This is a genomic window from Microlunatus soli (genome assembly GCF_900105385.1).
GTDB classification, from domain to species: Bacteria; Actinomycetota; Actinomycetes; order Propionibacteriales; family Propionibacteriaceae; genus Microlunatus; species Microlunatus soli.
This window is the reverse complement of record NZ_LT629772.1, coordinates 1861393-1880087: the sequence shown is the minus strand read 5'-3', so window position 1 is coordinate 1880087 and position 18695 is coordinate 1861393. Positions and strand designations below refer to the sequence as shown.

20 protein-coding genes and 1 riboswitch are annotated in these 18695 nt (G+C 68.1%); of the genes, 14 read left to right on the top strand and 6 right to left on the bottom strand.

Features of this window, described 5'->3' with window-relative positions:
* Positions 1-20: 20 nt before the first annotated feature.
* Positions 21-944 (bottom strand): alpha/beta fold hydrolase, encoded by a 924-nt coding sequence (locus BLU38_RS08750; RefSeq protein WP_091523063.1) that lies wholly within the window; start codon positions 942-944, stop codon positions 21-23.
* Positions 945-1322: 378 nt separating this feature from the next.
* Between BLU38_RS08750 and BLU38_RS08745 the strand changes: the two genes are divergently transcribed.
* Positions 1323-2345 (top strand): hydroxyacid dehydrogenase, encoded by a 1023-nt coding sequence (locus BLU38_RS08745; RefSeq protein ID WP_197680050.1) that lies wholly within the window; start codon positions 1323-1325, stop codon positions 2343-2345.
* Between the two features lie 105 nt (positions 2346-2450).
* A complete protein-coding gene (locus tag BLU38_RS08740; protein ID WP_091523061.1) occupies positions 2451-3629 on the top strand; it encodes an MFS transporter in 1179 nt (392 codons plus the stop codon).
* On the opposite strand, the gene BLU38_RS08735 is transcribed toward BLU38_RS08740, so the two are convergent.
* The 3 genes from BLU38_RS08735 to BLU38_RS08725 all read right to left on the bottom strand — a co-directional run bounded on the left by BLU38_RS08735 (position 3533) and on the right by BLU38_RS08725 (position 6789).
* Complete coding sequence (locus BLU38_RS08735) at positions 3533-4372, bottom strand: helix-turn-helix transcriptional regulator (protein ID WP_157683319.1); 840 nt, start codon at positions 4370-4372, stop codon at positions 3533-3535. The two genes, BLU38_RS08740 and BLU38_RS08735, sit on opposite strands and share 97 nt — an antisense overlap.
* Before the next feature lie 138 nt (positions 4373-4510).
* Complete coding sequence (gene manA, locus BLU38_RS08730) at positions 4511-5695, bottom strand: mannose-6-phosphate isomerase, class I (protein ID WP_091523055.1); 1185 nt, start codon at positions 5693-5695, stop codon at positions 4511-4513.
* On the bottom strand, positions 5692-6789 hold the full coding sequence (locus BLU38_RS08725) for a Gfo/Idh/MocA family protein (RefSeq protein WP_157683318.1): 1098 nt from the start codon (positions 6787-6789) through the stop codon (positions 5692-5694). Before BLU38_RS08725 ends, manA begins: the two co-directional genes overlap by 4 nt.
* 141 nt (positions 6790-6930) lie before the next feature.
* Between BLU38_RS08725 and BLU38_RS08720 the strand changes: the two genes are divergently transcribed.
* Positions 6931-7242 carry a DUF3263 domain-containing protein gene (locus tag BLU38_RS08720; RefSeq protein WP_091532158.1) on the top strand — a complete coding sequence of 104 codons (312 nt, stop codon included), beginning with the start codon at positions 6931-6933 and terminating at the stop codon, positions 7240-7242.
* Between the two features lie 61 nt (positions 7243-7303).
* A complete protein-coding gene (locus tag BLU38_RS08715; protein ID WP_091523049.1) occupies positions 7304-8269 on the top strand; it encodes a phosphotransferase in 966 nt (321 codons plus the stop codon).
* Between the two features lie 23 nt (positions 8270-8292).
* Here BLU38_RS08715 and BLU38_RS08710 read toward each other — a convergent pair whose 3' ends face one another.
* Complete coding sequence (locus BLU38_RS08710; RefSeq protein ID WP_197680049.1) at positions 8293-8724, bottom strand: hypothetical protein; 432 nt, start codon at positions 8722-8724, stop codon at positions 8293-8295.
* A 126-nt stretch (positions 8725-8850) separates the two neighbouring features.
* Positions 8851-8965, top strand: a riboswitch (SAM riboswitch).
* A gap of 12 nt (positions 8966-8977) precedes the next feature.
* On the opposite strand from BLU38_RS08710, the gene thrC reads away from it, so the two are divergent.
* The 9 genes from thrC (at position 8978) to BLU38_RS08670 (ending at position 15678) form a co-directional block, all read left to right on the top strand.
* A complete protein-coding gene (thrC, locus tag BLU38_RS08705; RefSeq protein WP_091523045.1) occupies positions 8978-10255 on the top strand; it encodes a threonine synthase in 1278 nt (425 codons plus the stop codon).
* Positions 10252-10530 carry a MoaD/ThiS family protein gene (locus BLU38_RS08700; RefSeq protein WP_091523042.1) on the top strand — a complete coding sequence of 93 codons (279 nt, stop codon included), beginning with the start codon at positions 10252-10254 and terminating at the stop codon, positions 10528-10530. Before thrC ends, BLU38_RS08700 begins: the two co-directional genes overlap by 4 nt.
* Before the next feature lie 121 nt (positions 10531-10651).
* A complete protein-coding gene (locus BLU38_RS08695; protein WP_231920246.1) occupies positions 10652-11860 on the top strand; it encodes an MFS transporter in 1209 nt (402 codons plus the stop codon).
* 170 nt (positions 11861-12030) lie between these two features.
* Positions 12031-12360 (top strand): ArsR/SmtB family transcription factor, encoded by a 330-nt coding sequence (locus tag BLU38_RS08690; protein ID WP_091523038.1) that lies wholly within the window; start codon positions 12031-12033, stop codon positions 12358-12360.
* Positions 12357-12818, top strand: coding sequence for an SRPBCC family protein (locus tag BLU38_RS08685; protein ID WP_197680048.1), 462 nt, complete (start codon positions 12357-12359; stop codon positions 12816-12818). Before BLU38_RS08690 ends, BLU38_RS08685 begins: the two co-directional genes overlap by 4 nt.
* A 2-nt stretch (positions 12819-12820) precedes the next feature.
* Positions 12821-13177, top strand: coding sequence for a VOC family protein (locus BLU38_RS08680; RefSeq protein WP_091523035.1), 357 nt, complete (start codon positions 12821-12823; stop codon positions 13175-13177).
* A gap of 109 nt (positions 13178-13286) precedes the next feature.
* On the top strand, positions 13287-13460 hold the full coding sequence (locus tag BLU38_RS30815) for a hypothetical protein (RefSeq protein WP_157683317.1): 174 nt from the start codon (positions 13287-13289) through the stop codon (positions 13458-13460).
* A gap of 75 nt (positions 13461-13535) precedes the next feature.
* Entirely contained in the window at positions 13536-14438 is a 903-nt protein-coding gene (locus tag BLU38_RS08675) for an ankyrin repeat domain-containing protein (protein WP_091523031.1), read from the top strand.
* On the top strand, positions 14428-15678 hold the full coding sequence (locus BLU38_RS08670) for a winged helix-turn-helix domain-containing protein (protein ID WP_091523028.1): 1251 nt from the start codon (positions 14428-14430) through the stop codon (positions 15676-15678). Before BLU38_RS08675 ends, BLU38_RS08670 begins: the two co-directional genes overlap by 11 nt.
* Before the next feature lie 374 nt (positions 15679-16052).
* Here BLU38_RS08670 and BLU38_RS08665 read toward each other — a convergent pair whose 3' ends face one another.
* The gene (locus tag BLU38_RS08665; RefSeq protein WP_157683316.1) at positions 16053-16406 is read right to left on the bottom strand and encodes a hypothetical protein; all 354 of its coding nucleotides are present in this window, start codon (positions 16404-16406) and stop codon (positions 16053-16055) included.
* 148 nt (positions 16407-16554) lie between these two features.
* Between BLU38_RS08665 and BLU38_RS08660 the strand changes: the two genes are divergently transcribed.
* The gene (locus BLU38_RS08660) at positions 16555-18606 is read left to right on the top strand and encodes a RecQ family ATP-dependent DNA helicase (RefSeq protein ID WP_091523019.1); all 2052 of its coding nucleotides are present in this window, start codon (positions 16555-16557) and stop codon (positions 18604-18606) included.
* The last annotated feature ends 89 nt before the right edge of the window (positions 18607-18695 follow it).

The window sequence follows — 18695 nt, the reverse complement described above, 5'->3', positions numbered from 1 at the left end:
AGAATGCCGGGGTGCGACCGTCAACCGGTGCTGACGATCCGCCGCATCGCCATCGTTGCGTCGACCACCGCGTCGGGCCGGTCCATCGGAATCATGTGGCCGGTGCGCTCGAGGATCTGATGCGTCCCGGGAGCCCGCCACAGCTCTGCGTGCAGTCGATTGATCAGATCGCGGACCCGTCGGCTCATCCCTTCCTGCGCCTGCGGCGAGCCCGACAGCACCGTGATCGGAACGGTCGGATCGGAGGCCAACCGAGCGGTCTCGGCCAGGGTCGGTCCCAGCCGGGTCAGCTCGAGCCTGGTCGCGCGAGTGGCCGCGTCGGACCGGTAGGCCTGCCGCATCGCCGACTCGTGGCCGGCCGTCATGCCCAGGGCGCCGACGATCTTCGGTGTCAACAGTTGCTTCAGCCAGACCGACCGCAGCCCGGTCCACGGTGCCTTCTCGGCCACCAGCAGGACACCGGAGGCGATCGCCATTGGCAGTTGCTGGGTCCGGGAGACCGCCCGATCCGGATTGTCGGCGGAGGTGTCGAGCATCCGCTCGTGACTCGGGTCGACGAGCACCAGGCCGGCAACCCGTTCGGGATACAGGGCGGCGAACACGCGGACGTGCAGCCCGCCGCGGGAGTGTCCGACGAGGATGACCTTGCCGGTCTCGCCGAGCGCGTCGAGCAGCGCGGCGAGGTCGCGGGCGATGGTGGACGGCCGTCGGTCGTCGGCGGCCGGATCGCTGCTGGTGAAGGTGAGTCCGGGACGGTCGTAGGCGAGCCAGCGCACCTCGGGTGGCAGCGTACGCAGCACTGCCCACCAACTGTCGGCGCTGGCCCCGGCCCCTGCATCGAAGACGATCAAGGGCCCGGATCCACCGCCGGACTCGATGATCCGTACGGCGCGACTGCCGACCTCGACCAGGCGTCCCGGGACGCCGACGGGCAGGCTGTTCATCAGACCTCCGAATCCCGGCTGTTGGCGATCGTTCGGCGACAACGCGCCCTGGGTGCGGCGTGGGTTCCGCCCGCACCATGCTAGGGCGTGTTCTGCAACCTCTCGGCTATTGCGCGGTGTCCGGTACGCACGCTGACGACGTTGTCGTCCGTCGAAAGGAGCCCCACCCTTACTCCCTCCTCCGCCGCCGTCAGCGCACGCACCCGGACACCGCTCGCCACGCCGCGAGGTTGCAGGACACGCCCTGTCGTCGGGTACCAGGACGCGAGATCGTCGGCAAGAAAGGCTGCCCTTCGGCGAGAACGAAACGGGGCAGATTTCCGCGATGGGCTAATGTCCTACGACGCAGAACTAGGTGATCACAAGCAGGGAGATGCGGTGTCGCAGCAAGTCCAACCGTCCGATGTCCGGGTCGCGCTGGCCATGCCCGAGGAGTTGGCGGCCCGGCAGTTCACCGAAGCTGAGTGGGATCGGCTGCGAGAGATCGCCGACCCCGGCGACCGGGTGCTCACCGAGTATCACAGTGCGTCGGCGGCTGCCGTTCTTGCCGAGGTCGAGGTGCTGATCACGTCCTGGGGTGCCCCGAGGATCGATGCGACGGCCCTGTCCGCGGCGCCGAAGCTGCGGGCGATCGTGCACGCCGCCGGCACCGTACGGTTCCTGGTTGCCGACGAGGTGTGGGACGCCGGCATCAGCGTCTCCTCGATGGCCGACCTGAACGGGCTTCCGGTCGCCGAATACACACTGGCGATGATCTTGCTGGAGAACAAGCGGGTGCTGCCGGTCACCGAGGAGTTCCGCCGGCTGCGGGACCGGCCCGCGGAGGAGTGGTACGAGCCGGACGCCGGCAACTACCGCAAACGCGTCGGTCTGATCAGTGCGTCCCGGATCGGACGCCGGGTCGCGGAGCTGCTGCGGCCCTTCGATCTCGAGGTGGTGATCGCCGACCCGTTCTGCGACGCCGCGGAGATCGCCGCACTCGGCGCCACCAAGATCGAACTCGACGAGTTGATCTCGACTTCCGACATCGTCAGCCTGCACGCGCCACTGCTGCCGGAGACGATCGGCATGATCGGCACCGAACTGCTGCAGCAACTGCGCGACGGTGCGACCTTGATCAACACCGCCCGCGGCAAGATCATCGACCACGACGCGTTGATCACCGAGTTGCGGACCGGACGCTTCCGAGCGGTGCTGGATGTCACCGACCCCGAACCGCCGCCGGCGGACTCGCCGCTGTGGGATCTGCCCAATGTCGTCCTGACGCCGCATCTGGCCGGTTCCAAGGGCGCCGAGATCCGCCGGATGGCCAACGGTGCCATCGACGAGGTGGCCCGGATCGTCCGCGGCGAGCCGCTGCAGTTCCAGGTTCCGCCGGAGCGACGCAACACCGTGGCCTGACGTCGGCGATGGCCCGCCGGCCCCAGATATCGGTCGGATGATCAACACGTCCGGCCGTCCGATCAAACCAAGGAGCGCCGTCCGCGGAAGACTCGCCTGGTGAGCATGACCTCCGAACCATCGCGTACCGATCGGGATACCGGGCCCGCACCGAGCCGCCGCCTGACACCGCTGCTGGCCCTCGACTTCGGCATCACCATGCTGGTCGCGGGCGAGTTCCTCCCCGCCGGCGTGCTGCCGGAGATGGCCGCCGACCTGGGAGTGTCGGAGGGGACCGCCGGCCTGGCCGTGTCCGCGACCGCCGTCGCCGGAGCGATCACCGCGCCGACGATCGCCGCGCTGCTGCCGCGGATGGATCGCCGTCGCGTGCTGATCGGTCTGTTGATCGCGGCAACTCTCGCCGACCTGACGGTTGCCCTGGCCCCGGCGTTCTGGGTGATGGTGATCGGGCGGCTGATTCTGGGGATCGCGATCGCCGGCTTCTGGACCTTCGCCTTCGGTGCCGGCACCCATGCCCTGCCCGGACGCGATCGGCTGGTGTCGACCAGTCTGTCGTTGGGAGTCAGTCTGGCGACGATCATCGGCGTGCCACTGGCCTCGATCGGCTCCGACGCGCTCGGCTGGCGCACCGTCTTCGGCATCGCGACGCTGCTGACCGCGATCGCGGCGGTGGCGGTGATCATCGCGCTGCCCGCGGTCCCGGCACATCCGTCGGCCGGCTGGGCGATGATGCGCCGAGCGATCGGCAACCCTCGGTTGATCATCGGATTGCTCTGCATCGCCGCGGTCGCGATGGGCAACTTCGCCGCTTACCCGTACATCCGGCTGGTGATCATGAACGTGTCGCCGTCGAGCGCTGCCTGGCTGTTGTTGGTCTGGGGTCTCGGCGGTCTGGTCGGCAATCTCGTCGCCGGAGCGCTCGCCACCCGGCTGACCATCGCCGTCGTCGCCGCGCCGACGCTGTTGGCCGCCGGCCTGGCGACCGCGGCGAGCGCCAACGGGCTGCTGCAGTTGGTGATCGGTGTCGTGCTGTGGGGCGTCGGCTTCAACATGGTCCCGGTCGCCACCCAACTCTGGGTCACCCGCGTCGAGCCCGAACGCGCCGAGTCCGCGCTCGGGCTACAGGTCACGGCCTTCCAGCTGGCGATCACCGCCGGATCGGCGCTCGGCGGTGTCCTCGTCGACGATCACGGGGTGACGACGGCGCTGTCGGTCGGTGCGGTCGTCGCGTTCGCCAGTGCCGTCGGGTTCGCCGCGTTGCGGTCGCCGCGGGCCCGAGCCTGAGCTTCCTGAGCCCGCCAGGCCTGGGGAGAGACGCCATGCTGGCCGGCGAACGCGCGGCTGAAGGCGGCGAGCGAGCCGTAACCGACCGCCGAGGCGACGTACTCGACCGGATGGGACGGGTCGAGGAGCAGTCGACGGGCCTCACCCATCCTGACCTCGCGGACCAGCTGGATCGGGCTCCGGCCGACGGCCTTGCGGAACCGTTCGCCCAGGGTCGAACGCGACAGGTGTACCAATCCGGCCATCGAAGCGGCGGTCCACGGATTCGCCGGCTCGGCCCGGACGGCAGCGATCACCTGGGTGACGGCCAGATCATCCTGTTCCGGTCCTTCGGCGCCGAGACCCTCGTCCTGCAGCCAGGAATCGACCATCGCCGCGCCGAGCAGGTTTCCGTAGCCGTCGGCGAGGACCGAGACCTGGCAACTGCCGTCCAACGGGCAGGTCTTGATCAGACTTGCGACGCCGGCATGCCGGGCAGTAAAGCCGCGGACCAGCATCGGGCTCGGCAGCCGCCGGGTCAGTCCGGTCGCCCGAAGATCGCCGGTGGCCAGATCGGTCGGCCGGATCACCGTCACGCGATAGGCGGTCCGGGCGTCCAACCAGGCAGCATCGCCGGGCTCCACCTCGATGACGCCGGCCGCGGTCTCGAGCGTGACGCCGCCGGACAGCACAGTCAGCCACAACGGCCCGGTGCCGGACAGCACCGCATCGTCGGTCAGCGGCCGATGACTCAACTCGGTCATCTCGAACTCGGCCCGAGCGCGATCGGTCTGCATATCGGTGCCAACACGAGCCGATTTGCCCATTATTCCCGCCATCGTCGCCTCGCCCCGGCCGCACATCGTGGCGCGGCGGGACTCGTCCGGTCGGGCGGAGTGCGCTCAGGCTGCGCCGGGTGAGCCGACGAAGACCGTACCGTTACCGCTCGCTCGGACCGTCTCCGACGGCAGCACGAAGGCCGATTGCCCGGTTGCCAGTTCCAGCGGTGCGGAGCCGGTTGCCGTACCGGTGAGAGTGACGGCGCCGTCCGTTGCCAGCACCACCCGGCCCAGCCCGTCGGCCGGCAGGTCGATCGGCCGATCACCGATCTCGATCCGCCAGAGTGCGAATTCCGGTGCCTCGGTCCGGTAGCTGTAGACGCCGCCGGACTCCTCGACAACCGGCACCGGGCCGGCCCAGCCGGGAGTGAAGTCCAGTAGTCGCAGCAACTCGTCGACGTCGATGTGCTTGGAGGTCAGGCCGCCGCGCAGCACGTTGTCGGAGTTGGCCATGATCTCCACGCCGAGGCCGCGCAGGTAGGCGTGCAGATTGCCGGCCGGCAGGTAGAGCGCGTCGTACTTCTGCAACCGGACCCGGTTCATGATCAATGCCGCCAGCACGCCGGGGTCACCGGGGTAGAACCCGGCGATCTCGACCGCGGTCCGGGCGAAGTCGCCGAGCTCTCCCGGCTCGGAGTTGATCTTGGTCGCGGCGGCGACCAGCTGATCGACCAGGTCGGCCGCGTTGTCCAACCGGAGCAGGCTGGCGAAGACGTCGCGGAGCTCTGCCGGGCCGCCGGACTGCAGCGGTCGGACAAGATCAACAGCAGCCTGGACGCCCAGTTCGGCGAACAGCCGATAGGTCTCGGCTGGTTCCCGGAACCCGCACAGGGCGTGGAACTCTCCCAACGCACACAGCGCTTCCGGCTTCGGCCAGTCGTCGCGGTAGGTGCGCTCCGGTGCATCGACTGCGATCCCGGCCGCGTTCTCCCGGGCAAACCCCGCCTCGGCCTGTTCGCGGTCCGGGTGCGCCTGCAGGGACAACGGCTGGGCAGCCGCCAACACCTTCATCAGGTACGGCAATCGCGGCCCGAATCGCTGCACCGGCGCCGTACCCACCAAATCCTCGGGGGCGGCGGTGATCGCCGCATCCAACGGTTCGCCGTCGATCGTCGCCGGCGCGGACGGATGGGCGCCGAGCCACAACTCCGCTTGCGGTGCCCCCGTCGCCGGCACACCGAGGAACTGGGGCAGGGCGTCCTTGGAACCCCAGGCGTACGGCTGGATCTCGCCCAGAAGTCGCTTCACCGTTCGGATCCTGACCGATCGGAAGCGGACTGGGCGAAATCGGATCGACCGGATCCAGACGTTGCCGAACCGGCCGGCTTGGCCGGCACCTCGTCTGTGACGGTCTCCAGCCAGCGGTCCAAGGTCCGGGCGACCGCGAGCGAGTCCGCCCAGGGCACCAAGGGCGACTCCAGCTTGCCCGACCGCACTCCGAGCATCACTTCCTGAGCCTGCAGCGTGTAGCCGCCGCCGAGCAGCTGGGTGACGATCTCCTCCCGCTCGGCGTCGCCGCCGGTCCCGCGGACCACCGTGATCGACTCCGGCTTGACCACCGAGTCCAACTCGATCTTGCCCTGTTCGCAGAACACGGTCGCCCGGTTGGTCGGGTCGATCTCCAGACTGGCGAGCAGGGACGCGGTGATCTCCGGTCGGTCGCCGTCGGCGGCGAACCGCAATGTGGCTGCGGCATGGCTGTCGACCCCGGTGTGGGTCCGGTGCCCGAAGCCGACCAGGTCGGTCGGCTCGCCGAGGAACACGTTGCTGAGGTGGGTGGGGTAGACGCCCAGGTCCCAGATCGCGCCGCCGGCCTGGGCCGGATCGATCAGCCGATGGTCATCGGGTCCGGAGAACCGGAAGCCGAAGCTGACGTCGAGGTGCCGGATCGGGCCGAGCTCACCGCTGTGGGCGACCTCGACGGCCTTGCGGAGCAGCGGATTGGTCCGCGTCCACAGCGCCTCCATCAGGAACAGGCCGCGCTCCCGGGCCAACCCGATCAGCGACTCGGTGTCGGCCGCGCTGGTGGTCAGCGGCTTCTCCACCAGCACCGACTTGCCGGCCTCCAGACACATTCGGGCCGAGCCGACGTGGTCGTTGTGCGGGGTGGCGATGTAGACAGCGTCGATCGCGTCGTCGGCAGCCAGCTCGGCGTAGCTGCCGTACGACCGGGCGAAGCCGTGTTCGGCGGCGAAGGCGTCAGCCTTGTCCTGGGTCCGGGAGGCGACGGCGGCCAGTTCGGCCTCGTCGGGCAGCAAGGCCAGGTCTCGGGCGAAGACCCCGGCGATGTGCCCGGTGCTGATGATGCCCCAACGGATGCGCTTGTCCTGCGTCTCGGTCACGAGGACCATCCAACCCCATCGCATTTCGCTGCCGGCAACCGCGTCGTCGTGATCCCGATCGCGATGATCATTGCGGTCAACCCGGCGGCGCGCCGGGCAGGCGAATGACACATCTGTCATTCGCCCCCTAAGATGCAGGACATGGTGTCAGCGAACGAAGCAGCATTCGTTCCCGGCGACGACCGGGCAGACGAGCTCAGCGACCGCGATGCCGAGATCTTGTCCTTCGAACGCCAGTGGTGGAAGTTCGCCGGCGCCAAGGAGCAGGCGATCCGGGACAAGTTCGAGATGTCGGCGACCCGCTACTACCAGCTGCTGAATGCGCTGATCGACCGCCCGGAGGCGCTCGCCGCCGATCCGCTGCTGGTCAAGCGACTGCGTCGGCTGCGTGCCACCCGGCAGCGGAACCGTTCGGCTCGTCGGCTCGGCATCGATCTCAACATCGACGCCTGAGGGTTGCCGCCGTCAGGCGAAATCATTCGACACCGGTGAGCGCACCGCCCACAGTTGAGCCGTGAACCGGCCGCTGCACGACGACGAGTTGTCGATCGACCTCGACCTGGTGCGAGCGCTGCTCGACCGCGATCTTCCGCAGTACGCCGCGCTGCCACTGACACCGTTGGGCGCGTCCGGCTCCACCAATCTGCTGTTCCGGCTGGGCGATGAGCTGCTGGTCCGAATGCCACGGCAACCCGGCAACGGCGACAGCATCACCAAGGAACGCCGCTGGTCACCGCTGATGGCCTCCCAGCTGCCGGTCACGGTGCCGCAGATCGTCGCTGTCGGAGATCCGGGCTTCGGCTACCCCGAGCGCTGGTCGGTCGTCGGCTGGATCGACGGCGTCCATCCGGCCAGTGTCGATCCGGCCCATCCCGCTGGCGATCCGGCCCGTCCCGGTGGCGATCCGGCGCTCGGAGCATCGCCGATCGCGTTGGCCGAGGATCTGGCCGACGTCGTGGCGGCGCTGCGTTCGCTGGAAGTGCCGCAGCAGGCCCGCGCCGACGACAGCCTGCGCTGGTATCGCGGCCGCCCACTGGTCGAATTCGATGCCGACACCCGACGCAACATCGACCTCTGCCGATCGATCGACGGTCTGGATCTGGACCTCGACGCCGCGCTCGCGTTGTGGGAGGAGGCGTTGACGCTGCCGGGCGCGGCCGAGCTCGGCCCGGACCGTTGGTATCACGGCGATCTGGTCGCGGAGAACCTCCTGCTCCGCGATGGCCGGCTGACCGCCGTCCTGGACTTCGGCTCGCTGTCGATCGGCGATCCGACCATCGACCTGCACGGCGCCTGGGAAGTGCTGGACGACCCCGCCCGCGAGGTGTTCCGGCAGCGGCTCGGGATCGACCAACCCGAGTGGCTGCGGGCCCGTGCCTGGGCGCTCGGTATCGCGCTCGGGGCGTTCAGCTACTACTGGGACACCATGCCGGGACGGCGAGCCGACCGGCTGGCGATGGCCCGCAACGCTTTGTCCTGAGCGTCTGCCAGCCGGGAACCGGATCAGAGGTAGCCGCCGTCGGCCAGTCCGGCGGCGCGTTCGAAGACGTTGGCCCGGGCCAGATCGCCGGTCCGTAACCACGACCAGCCCATCGCGGCGGCGTACAAACCGAAGAACGGCAGCCCGAGACAGGCCAAGTACTGCCAGGAATGGCGTTCCTCGTGCCGGAGCAGGTTGGGACTGGTGGCCAACAGGTCCGGCCAGCTCCGGGCGGTGATCACCACGTTGCCCACGGTGAACGCCCCGGCGATCGGGAAGCCGAGCCGGTAGCCGTCGGCGAGCACCAGCCCGCGCGGGCCACGCTGTACATCGGCACGCCCGATCCGCGCGATCAGCAGGCCCACCGGCGTGGACAGATTGGCCCAATTGCCGAGTCGCCGCAGCTGCTGCGGAGCGGTCAACCGCCCGCCGCCGATCGGTCGCACGTCGTCCATGCAGCAAGAGTAGGCCGGCCCGCGTCCCTACCGCCGCCCACCAGGTCGTCTCGTATTGTGGTCAGTTTGGCCGAAATATGGGATGCGATTAGGTATGGACCGGTGGCCGACCCGTACGCTGAGCAGAGCTCATCCAGAGGGGGCGAGGGATTCGGCCCAGTGACCCCCCGGCAACCAGCTGACAACTCAGCACCGGTGCCAACTCCGACTCGGTACGAAAGCCGGCCGAGAGAGATGAAGGACGGTATCTGCTGTGACCACAGCACTCCAGACCGAAGCCCCCGCGGGTTGTCGGCCCGGCGCATTCGGCAACGCCACCCACCTCGTCTGCCGCGCCTGCGGCGCGAAGAGCCCGCTCGGCCCGTTCTATGCGTGCCTGGAGTGCTTCGGCCCGCTCGAGGTGGGCTACGAATACCCCGAGATCACCCGTGAACAGATCGAACGCGGACCGAAGAGCATCTGGCGCTACGCCTCGCTGCTGCCGGTCCCGGCCGACATTGCGACCTTCCGCTCCACCGACCCGGGCTTCACCCGGCTGGTCGACGCCCGCAACCTCGCCGACGACCTCGGTCTGAAGCAGCTCTGGGTGAAGGACGACTCCGGCAACCCGACGCATTCCTTCAAGGACCGGGTGGTGGCCGTCGCGCTGTCCGCCGCCCGCGAGCTCGGCTTGCAGGTGCTGGCCTGTCCGTCCACCGGCAACCTGGCCAACGCTGTCGCTGCCGCGGCCGCGCGGGCCGGCATCAAGTCGGTCGTCCTGGTGCCCAGCAACCTGGAGCAGCAGAAGATCCTCGCCTCCGCGGTCTATGACACCACGCTGATCGCGATCGAGGGCAGCTACGACGACGTCAACAAGCTGGCCAGTGAGATCGCCGGCGAGGAAGAGGGCTGGGCGTTCGTCAACGTCAATGTCCGGCCCTACTACGCCGAGGGTTCCAAGACGCTGGCCTTCGAGATCGCCGAGCAGCTCGGCTGGCGGCTGCCCGATCAGGTCGTCATCCCGGTCGCGTCCGGCTCCCAGCTGACCAAGATCGACAAGGGCTTCACCGAGTTGATCAAGCTCGGCCTGGTCGAGGAGAAGCCGTACAAGATCTTCGGTGCGCAGGCCACCGGTTGCTCGCCGATCGTGCAGGCCTACCAGGCCGGCCAGGATGTCGTTGCTCCGGTCAAGCCGGACACCATCGCCAAGTCGCTGGCCATCGGCAACCCGGCCGACGGGCCGTACGTGCTGGACGTGGTACGCCGCACCGGCGGCAAGATCACCGACGTGGACGACGCAACCGTGGTGGAGAACATCCAGCGGCTGGCCCGCAACGAGGGCATCTTCGGTGAGACCGCCGGCGGTGTCACCCTCGGCGTAACGGCGAAGTTGATCAACGACCGTGATCTTGATCCGTCCGCCGAGACCGTGATCATCAACTCCGGCGACGGACTCAAGACCCTGGACGCGGTTGCCGACAAGGTCGGACCGAAGACCACCATCCCGCCGCGTTACGACGCATTCGAAGACTTCTGGAAGGCTGCCAAGTGAGTGCATCGGTACGGATCCCGACCATCCTTCGCAACTACACCGGTGGTGAGAAGGAGGTCTCGGCCGACGGTGGCAACCTGGCCGAGCTGATCGACAATCTGGAGTCCAACCACCCGGGCATCAAGGCCCGGGTGTTGGACGATGCCGGTGCGCTGCGCCGCTTCGTCAACGTCTACATCGGCGACGACGATGTCCGTTTCATCGGCGGGCTGGACGCCGAGATCGCTGACGGGGCGCAGATCTCGATCATCCCCGCCGTCGCCGGCGGCTGCTGAATTCTGCAACGCGCCCGCGGCGTAGCGGGCTTGATCGCACCGCGGACGGGTCGTTGACCGATCGAACCTGTGCTCAAGCCCGCGCGGTAAGTGGCCGAGCCGACCCGTAGGCTGACCGCTTGTGAAGAGGTTCGCCGTCTCCGGGATGCCACGCGAAGTCCTGGTCCTCGGAGTCATCGCCTTCTGCGTCATGGTCGGCTTCGGCGTGGTGCTGCCGGTGCTGCCGGTCTTCGCCCGATCGTTCGGAGTAGGAAACTTCGAGGTCGGGGCCGTGGTCTCGGCCTTCGCTCTGATGCGGTTGATCTGCAGCCCGTTCTGTCCGCGTCTGATCTCGATGCTCGGCGAGCGGGTGGTGCTCGGCGTCGGGATGTTCATCGTGGCGATCTCCAGCGGGCTGGTCGCGCTGGCTCAGGACTACCCGCAGTTGTTGATCTTGCGCGCTGCCGGTGGGATCGGGTCGGCGATGTTCACGGTCTCGGCGATGACCCTGCTGTTGCGAGTGGTCGCACCGGACCGGCGCGGCCGGGCGACCGGCATCTATCAGGGTGGCTTCCTGCTCGGCGGGATGGCCGGCCCGGCGGTCGGCGGTGTGCTCGCCACGATCTCGATCACCGCACCTTTTCTGTTCTATGCCGGCACCCTGATCGCCGCCGGCACCGTCGGACTGCTGCTGCTGCGGGCGCCCGAACAGGCCGCACCCGAGCGTGCCGAGGCGCCGATCCCGTTCCGTCGGGTGCTGGCCGACCGGCGCTACCAGGCTGCCTGCCTGACCAATCTGGCGCAGGGCTGGAGCTCCTTCGGCGTCCGGTCGTCGCTGGTGCCGGTGTTGGTGGTTGAGGTGCTGCACGGCAAGCCGTCCTGGACCGGGATCGCCTTCGCCTGCGCGTCGGTGGTGCAGACGATCGCCCTGGGGCCGGCGGGCCGCTTCACCGACACCGTCGGGCGTCGACCGGCGATGATCACCGGCGGTGTGATCGCCTGCGCGGCGATCGTGCTGGTGCCGATCGCGCCGAACATCTGGCTGCTCGGGGCGATCCTGTGCGGTTACGGCGTCGCTGCCGCCTTCCTCGGTACGGCACCGGCCGCGGCGGTGGGAGATGCTGCTGGTGGCCGCGCCGGACGTCCGGTGGCGATCTTCTCGATGTGCTCCGACATCGGGGCCATCGTCGGTCCGCTGGTTGCCGGCCTGCTCGCTGACCGGGTGTCCTATCCGGCGGCGTTTCTTGCCGGCGGTCTGCTGCTCGCGGTCGGCTTCCTGGCTGCCATCCGAATGCCCCGAGAGGCGCCGCTGGTGGTCCCCGATCGCCCCGAGGTCGACTCCGCCAGCTGAACCGGCGCGACCCACTGCAGTGGTTGGACCCGACTCGAGATCATCCTCAACGCCGCGACCGATCCGAACAGATCGCAGTACGTGTTACCGAGTCGCCCTCGGAACAAGTCTGCGCGGAATAGTTAAGTGATTGCTTGACTTTGCGTCATCGCAGACCCATAGTTAAGTACATGGTTAACCAATCGGATCCCGATCCGCTCGGTCGAGTGTTCCAGGCGATGGCCGACCCGACGCGACGAGCAATCGTGGAGCGACTGGTTCGCGGACCGGCAACGGTGAAAGCCATTGCCGAACCGTTGACGATGTCACTGCCTGCGGTGATGCAACACCTGCAGGTCCTCCAGGCAGCAGGCGTGATCGTGACCGAGAAGGTCGGCCGGGTCCGCAGCTGCCGGATCGAGCCCACGGCGCTCCGGCAGGCGGAGCAGTGGCTCGGCCGGCAGCGTACCGAGACCGAGCGGCAGCTTGATCAACTCGACGACTACCTGAAGGGAAAATGATCATGGAGGTTACCCATTCGACGTTCACCCTGGAACGTCGCTACAGCGCCCCGGTCGATCGGGTGTTCGCGGCCTGGGCCACGCCGGAAGCCCGGAGACGCTGGATGGCCCAAGGGGCAGAGCATTCCCAGGACTTCGTGGTCGGTGGTCTGGAGACGGTCACGGGGCCGGACGGCGACGGCCGTCGGCTGACCTATCGCGGCCGCTATGCCGAGATCGTGCCGAACACCAGGATCCTCACCACGTCGACCTTGCACACCGAGGACCAGCTGTCCACGGTTTCGGCCACCAGTGTCGAGTTCCGCGCCGACGGCGACGACACGGTGCTGGTGCTCACCGAACACGGAATGTATCTGCCCGGTCAGGAGCGACCGGAATGGCGGGAGCAGGGAACCGCGCACCAACTGGACACCCTGGCCGCGGAATTCGCCGCTGCCACCGACGTGAAGGAGAACTGATCATGGCGCATGTCGATCATCTGCTGGCGGTGCTTGCCGTCAGCGACATCGCTCAAGGACGAGAGTGGTACAGCAAGCTGTTCGGCCGGGAGCCGGACAACAACCCGATGGACACCCTGGTCGAATGGCAGGTCACCGGCGGTGGCTGGTTGCAGGTGACCGAGGACCCCGTCCGCGCCGGCCACGGCCTGTTCAACCTGGCGGTCTCGGACCTGGACGAGGGCGTCCGCGAGGTCCGGGAGATGGGACTGCAGGCCGGCGAGATCGTCGAGGCCAACAAGGGGGTGCGGCTGTGCCCGATCAGCGATCCCGACGACAACCGGATCCAACTGGTCGGCAACTTCCGGGTGAAGTACTGAACGGTCAATCCGTGGAGGTGACCGCTGAAGCAGGCTAGTGTCGCGTGTCAGAAGTCCGTGCGTCGTAACGACCCACGAATTGATGGCGCGCGACACTAGGAGGTCAGCGGTGACAACCGGTGCGGGACAGCTCGTCAGCGAGACGCTCGACCATGACGGAGGCCGGCAGGCCACCGCCTACATTTTCGCCGACGCGACGCAGGCGGTCGGGTTCGCCGGCGTCGGGCAGCTGATCTCACAGTGGGGCGATCTGCTCAATCGGGTGACCTGGGCCTTCGGATGATGATCTTCCTCGAAACGATCTCGGCACAAACGATCTCGGACCAAACGATCTTGATCTGAGGGGAGAGGCGACGACATGGGCCGAACCGCACATCCTGACGTCGAGGTGATCGATCTCGAACCGGGCCTGTGGATCTGGCGTCAACAGCATCCGTCCTGGAAAGAGGGGCATGACTGGCCGGAGGTCGTGACCAGCGTCTGCGTCGACGTCGGCGATCAGCGCTGGGTGCTCGACCCGTTGCTTCCGCCGGACGACGCGAGCGCGGTCTGGGATCGCCTCAGCGACCGTCCCCCGACCGCGGTCGCTGTGCTGATCCCCGATCATCTGCGGGAGAGTTGGGGTGATCGGAGCCGATGGAGCAGCGATCTGCTGGCCGACCGGTACGGTTGCCGCGTCTTCGGGCCGAACGACGTCGATCCCGACATGATCGCGGCGATCGGGCCACTGACGGCCGACGTCGAAACCATCGTCCCGGGGACCGAGTTGCCCGGCGGGCTGGTCCCGTTCCGCGATGTCCGCGGCTGGGCCGAGACGCCGCTGTGGATCCCCGAGCACCACACGCTGGTGTTCGGCGATGGCATGACCGAACGGGACGGCTCGCTGCGGGTGTGGATGTCACCCACCCACGAAGAGCGCGCCCTGCCCGACCTGCAGGCGATGCTCGCTCTCCCGTTCCAGCGAGTGATCATCTCCCACGGCCGGCCGGTTCATGATCGCCGAGCATTCGAAGACGCCCTGGAGCGGCCGCCGTGGCCGGCGTCGTCATTGCACATCGCCGCCTGGCGCGGTGACTTCGATCGAGTGCGGACACTGGTGCAGCGCGGTGCCGACCTGGCAGCACTGTCCGACACCTCGGGCGAGACCCCGTTGCAGTGGGCCATGAATGGCCCGGCGGCCGACGACGCGACCGAGCAGTCCCGACAGCACGTGATCAACTATCTCCGATCCGCGATGGCGGAGCAGGGCTATGACCACTGACAACGCCCTGTCACTGCCCGAGGTCCGCCGAATTTCCCTGCAGGCACAGGGATTCGGGCGCGAGCCGAGCAAACCGACGCTGGCCCACGTCGCCCGTCTCGCGGAGCGCCTCGTCGCCGTCCAACTCGACTCGGTGAACGTCCTCGTCCGGTCGCACTATCTCCCGCTCTACTCCCGGCTCGGGCCGTATCGGATGTCGGCACTCGACGAGCTGGCCTACCGGCGTCGGGCGCTGTTCGAGACCTGGCTGCACGCGACCTGCCTGGTCCCTGTTCGGCTCTACACCCTGCAGCGCTACCGGACCTGGCCGATCCGCGAACTGAGCTGGATCGGCTGGCCGCGAGGTGCCGACCGTTCAACCCGGGACGATGTCGCCGCAATCTATGACGAGATCGCCGAGCATGGCCCGCTGGCGGCCTCTGAGTTGGCCGCGGCCAGACCCCGTACGAGCTCCTGGTGGGGGTGGGATCGGAGCAAGGTCGTCGTGGAGACGCTGTTGGATTGCGGCCTGCTCGCCGTCGCCGGTCGGCGCGGCTTCACCCGGCTCTACGACATCGCCGAACGCGTCATCCCTGCCGAGATCCTGGAGACCGAAACGCTTGGCCCGGAGGAATCCCAACGGGAGTTGCTGATGCTGGCCGCCAGAGCTGTCGGCGTCGGAACCGCGAAACAGATCGCGGCCTACCTCGGTCTCCGCGCGTCCGGACATCGAACCCTGGTCCAGGGGTCGAATGGTCGGTGGCTGCGTCCGGACTGGAAGTCCCGGATCGCCGAGCTGGTCGAGGATGGCAGGCTGGAGAAGATCAGCGTCCAAGGGTGGACCGAGCCCGGTTATCTGCTGCCCGGCACCCGGGTGCCGAAGCCGATGCACCTGCGGGCCCTGCTGAGCCCGTTCGACTCCTTCATCCGGGTGAGTGCCGAACTGCTGTGTGGCTTCACCAATCCGCTTTCCCAGCAGCTCTTCGTCCCCGCCGAGCGACGACAGTTCGGCTACTACGTGCTGCCCTTCCTGCTCGGTGAGACCCTGGTCGGCCGCTGTGACCTGAAGGCCGATCGGCAACGCGGCGTGCTGATGGTGCAGAGTGCCTACCTCGAGCCCGGCCAGAACGCCCGGGACGTTGCCGGTGAGCTCGCCGAGGAACTGCATCGATTGCGCGGCTGGCTGGAACTCGGGGGAATGGAGGTTGCCGAACGCGGCAACCTGGCCGGCGACCTTCGACAGCAGTTGATCAAGGCATAACTGATCATGACTGCTGCACGCGACCAGGATGGGTCTCCCGCCACAATGGGCGGCGCGGACATTCTGTCGGCCGCCAGAGCCTGTCGAGATTTCCTCGAACGCCATCGTGAGCGAAGCGGGGATGTGCCCGTCCCGGGAATGGACGGAACAGTTGCCCGGGTTCTCGCGCATGCCGCCGAAGGGACCGCTGTGGTACGCGGTGGACCTGTGGGGTGGACCGGGCGACGACGCCGCATTCGCGGTCGGCGTCAAGCGCGATCCTGGCAATGCCGCGATCCTGCTCAGCCTCACGAGCGCGGCCCAGGCGTGTGCCGCCAGCGTCGATGCTGCCCCGGACTCCACCCGTGGCTTCCACTCGGTCGCCTCGCCGTGGTTCAGAGACGCTGTGCCAACTCCGCGGCGTACTGCTCGAGTTGGTGTTGCTGACCCTTCAGGATGCTTCGCTGCCAGAGCCGGATCAGCAGGTCGGGTTGACCGGAGATGTTCCTGATCCGATAGACGACCTGGGTCCGGTCCGAGTCGTGGGGTCCCTGGGCGATGAAGAGATCCTCGCCTTGATACCAGTAGCCGCCGTGCACCCACAGCATCGACTGTTCCGGTTCGACTCCGATCGTGAGACCTGTGGTACGGCCACTGACTCCCAGCAGGGTCGGCGCTCCGGCCGACGTCAGCAGGGCGCGGACACGGTCGAACGGGACATCGGCGATCGTCTCGGCCGTCCCCAGCAAGGAACCATCCTTACAACAGACGAGGCTCATCACGGAGGGAGCCGCGGAGTATCGGGAAGGTCCCGGAACCACACCCTGCTGGGCGCGGGAAGAAGCGAGCTGTGGACGACGCGATCGCGCCGTCGGCAGCTCGGGGCATGATGGCGCCATGACGCAGAGCACCGCCGCAATCCTGGACCGGACCATCAAGGCCGCCGCCGGCCCGGAGGCCGAGCCCCGAGCCGATCAGCTGCGGGCGGTGCAGGCGCTGGTCGACGAGCAACGCCGGGTGCTTGTCGTCCAAGCGACCGGCTGGGGAAAGTCGGCGGCCTATTGGGGTGCGACCGCCGCGATCCGCGGCAACGGCGGTGGTCCGACCCTGGTGGTGTCCCCGCTGCTGGCCCTGATGCGGGATCAGATCGCCGCCGCCGAACGCGCCGGACTGCGGGCTGCGACGGTCAACTCGACCAACTTCGAGGCCTGGGACGAGATCTTCGCCCTGCTCGACCAGGACCGGCTTGATGTCCTGCTGGTGTCACCGGAGCGACTCGGCAATCCACGGTTCGCCGAGCGGCTGCCGGGCCTGTTGGCCGGGTGCGGCCTGCTGGTGATCGACGAAGCGCACTGTGTATCGGACTGGGGTTTCGACTTCCGACCCGACTATCAGCGGCTGACCCGCACTCTGCTGTCGCTGTCGCCCGGGACGCCGGTGCTCGCGACCACGGCGACCGCCAACGAGCGGGTCACCCGCGACGTCGCTGCCCAGCTGGCCCACGACGGGGGCGAGACGCTGACCCTGCGCGGATCGTTGGCCCGTGCGTCGCTGCGGCTGACAGTGGTTCCGGAACTGTCGCCGCTGGAACGCTACGCCTGGGTGGCCGAGGCGCTGCAGTCGTTACCCGGCTCGGGCATCGTGTACGTGCTCACCGTCGCCGAGGCCGACCGGGTCGCCGGGTTCCTGAGCGAGCAGGGCCTGGACGTCGCCGCCTACACGGGGCAGACCGAGAATCGCACCGAGCTGGAGGACCGGCTGCGGGACAACAAGATCAAGGCGCTGGTCGCGACCTCGGCGCTCGGGATGGGCTACGACAAACCCGACCTGGCCTTCTGCGTCCACCTCGGCTCTCCGGCGTCCCCGGTGGCGTACTACCAGCAGGTCGGACGTGCCGGTCGTGCGTTGGACGACGCTGTCGCCGTGCTGGTCCCGGCCAAGGCCGACGAACGGATCTGGGACTATTTCGCGACCGCCGGCATCCCCGATCCGGAGCAGGTCGACCGGGTGCTCGACCAGCTGACCGAGGAGCCGATGTCGGAGGCTGCGATCAGTACGGCGACCGGGATCCGACCGGGCCGGTTGTCGACGCTGCTCAAGATCATCGCGGTCGACGACGCGGTGCAGAAGGTGTCCGGCGGTTGGGTGCCGACCGGCAACGGCTGGACCTATGACCAGGCGAAGTGGACCGAACTCCGTCGGGTCCGTTCGGCCGAGGCCGACCTGATGCGGCGGTACGCCCACGGCGAGGGTTGCCTGATGCAGTTCCTGCAGCAGGCGTTGGATGATCCGGATCCGGCGCCCTGTGGCCGGTGCTCGGTGTGTACCGGTGAGTTGCCGGATCCCGGACCACGACCGTCGAGTGAGATCGTCCAAGCCGCGCAACGATTCTTCCGTGGCCTGGACGTCACCGTCGAGCCGCGCAAGCTGTGGCCGTCCAAGATCGATGGTGTGAAGGGAAAGATCAACTTCCTCGGCGAGGGCCGGGCGATCGCCTTCGCCGACGATCCGGCGTGGCAGCAGACCCTTGATCAACTCTGGCGGCGTGACGCCGCCGTCCCGCAGGAGATCCTGGATGCGGCCGTCGAGGTGCTCAAGCGGTGGTCGCGCAGTTGGCAACGGCCGACAGCGGTGGTGCCGATGCCGTCTCGACGGTTCCCGACCCTGATCAGTTCGGTGGCGCAGCACCTGTCCACCGTCGGCCGACTGCCGCTGGTCGACGCCCTGACGATCACCGGCCCGACACCGACCGACGATGCATCCTCCGGGGTCCGGGTCCGCGAATTGCTGGCCGGCCTCGGTCTTCAACCGGGGACCGCCTTGGACGGACCGGTGTTACTGGTCGACGACACCATCCGCAGTCGCTGGACCCTGACCGTCGCCGGCAAACTGCTCACCGATGCCGGCGCCTCCGAGGTGCTGCCGTTCGCCGTTCATCAGCTGCCCTGAGCCCGTCGACGATCTCTGTGCTTGTCGAAGGGTATTGGGTGACGATCCCGTGCCCTTCGACAGGCTCAGGGACCTGTCGGCACGTCGTG

Coding starts and splice junctions, on each gene's coding strand:
- BLU38_RS08750 (WP_091523063.1), bottom strand. CDS start 944: ATGAACAGCCTGCCCGTCGGCGTCCCGGGACGCCTGGTCGAGGTCGGC.
- BLU38_RS08740 (WP_091523061.1), top strand. CDS start 2,451: ATGACCTCCGAACCATCGCGTACCGATCGGGATACCGGGCCCGCACCG.
- BLU38_RS08735 (WP_157683319.1), bottom strand. CDS start 4,372: ATGACCGAGTTGAGTCATCGGCCGCTGACCGACGATGCGGTGCTGTCC.
- BLU38_RS08720 (WP_091532158.1), top strand. CDS start 6,931: ATGGTGTCAGCGAACGAAGCAGCATTCGTTCCCGGCGACGACCGGGCA.
- BLU38_RS08710 (WP_197680049.1), bottom strand. CDS start 8,724: ATGGACGACGTGCGACCGATCGGCGGCGGGCGGTTGACCGCTCCGCAG.
- BLU38_RS08690 (WP_091523038.1), top strand. CDS start 12,031: ATGGTTAACCAATCGGATCCCGATCCGCTCGGTCGAGTGTTCCAGGCG.
- BLU38_RS08685 (WP_197680048.1), top strand. CDS start 12,357: ATGATCATGGAGGTTACCCATTCGACGTTCACCCTGGAACGTCGCTAC.
- BLU38_RS08680 (WP_091523035.1), top strand. CDS start 12,821: ATGGCGCATGTCGATCATCTGCTGGCGGTGCTTGCCGTCAGCGACATC.
- BLU38_RS08675 (WP_091523031.1), top strand. CDS start 13,536: ATGGGCCGAACCGCACATCCTGACGTCGAGGTGATCGATCTCGAACCG.
- BLU38_RS08670 (WP_091523028.1), top strand. CDS start 14,428: ATGACCACTGACAACGCCCTGTCACTGCCCGAGGTCCGCCGAATTTCC.
- BLU38_RS08660 (WP_091523019.1), top strand. CDS start 16,555: ATGACGCAGAGCACCGCCGCAATCCTGGACCGGACCATCAAGGCCGCC.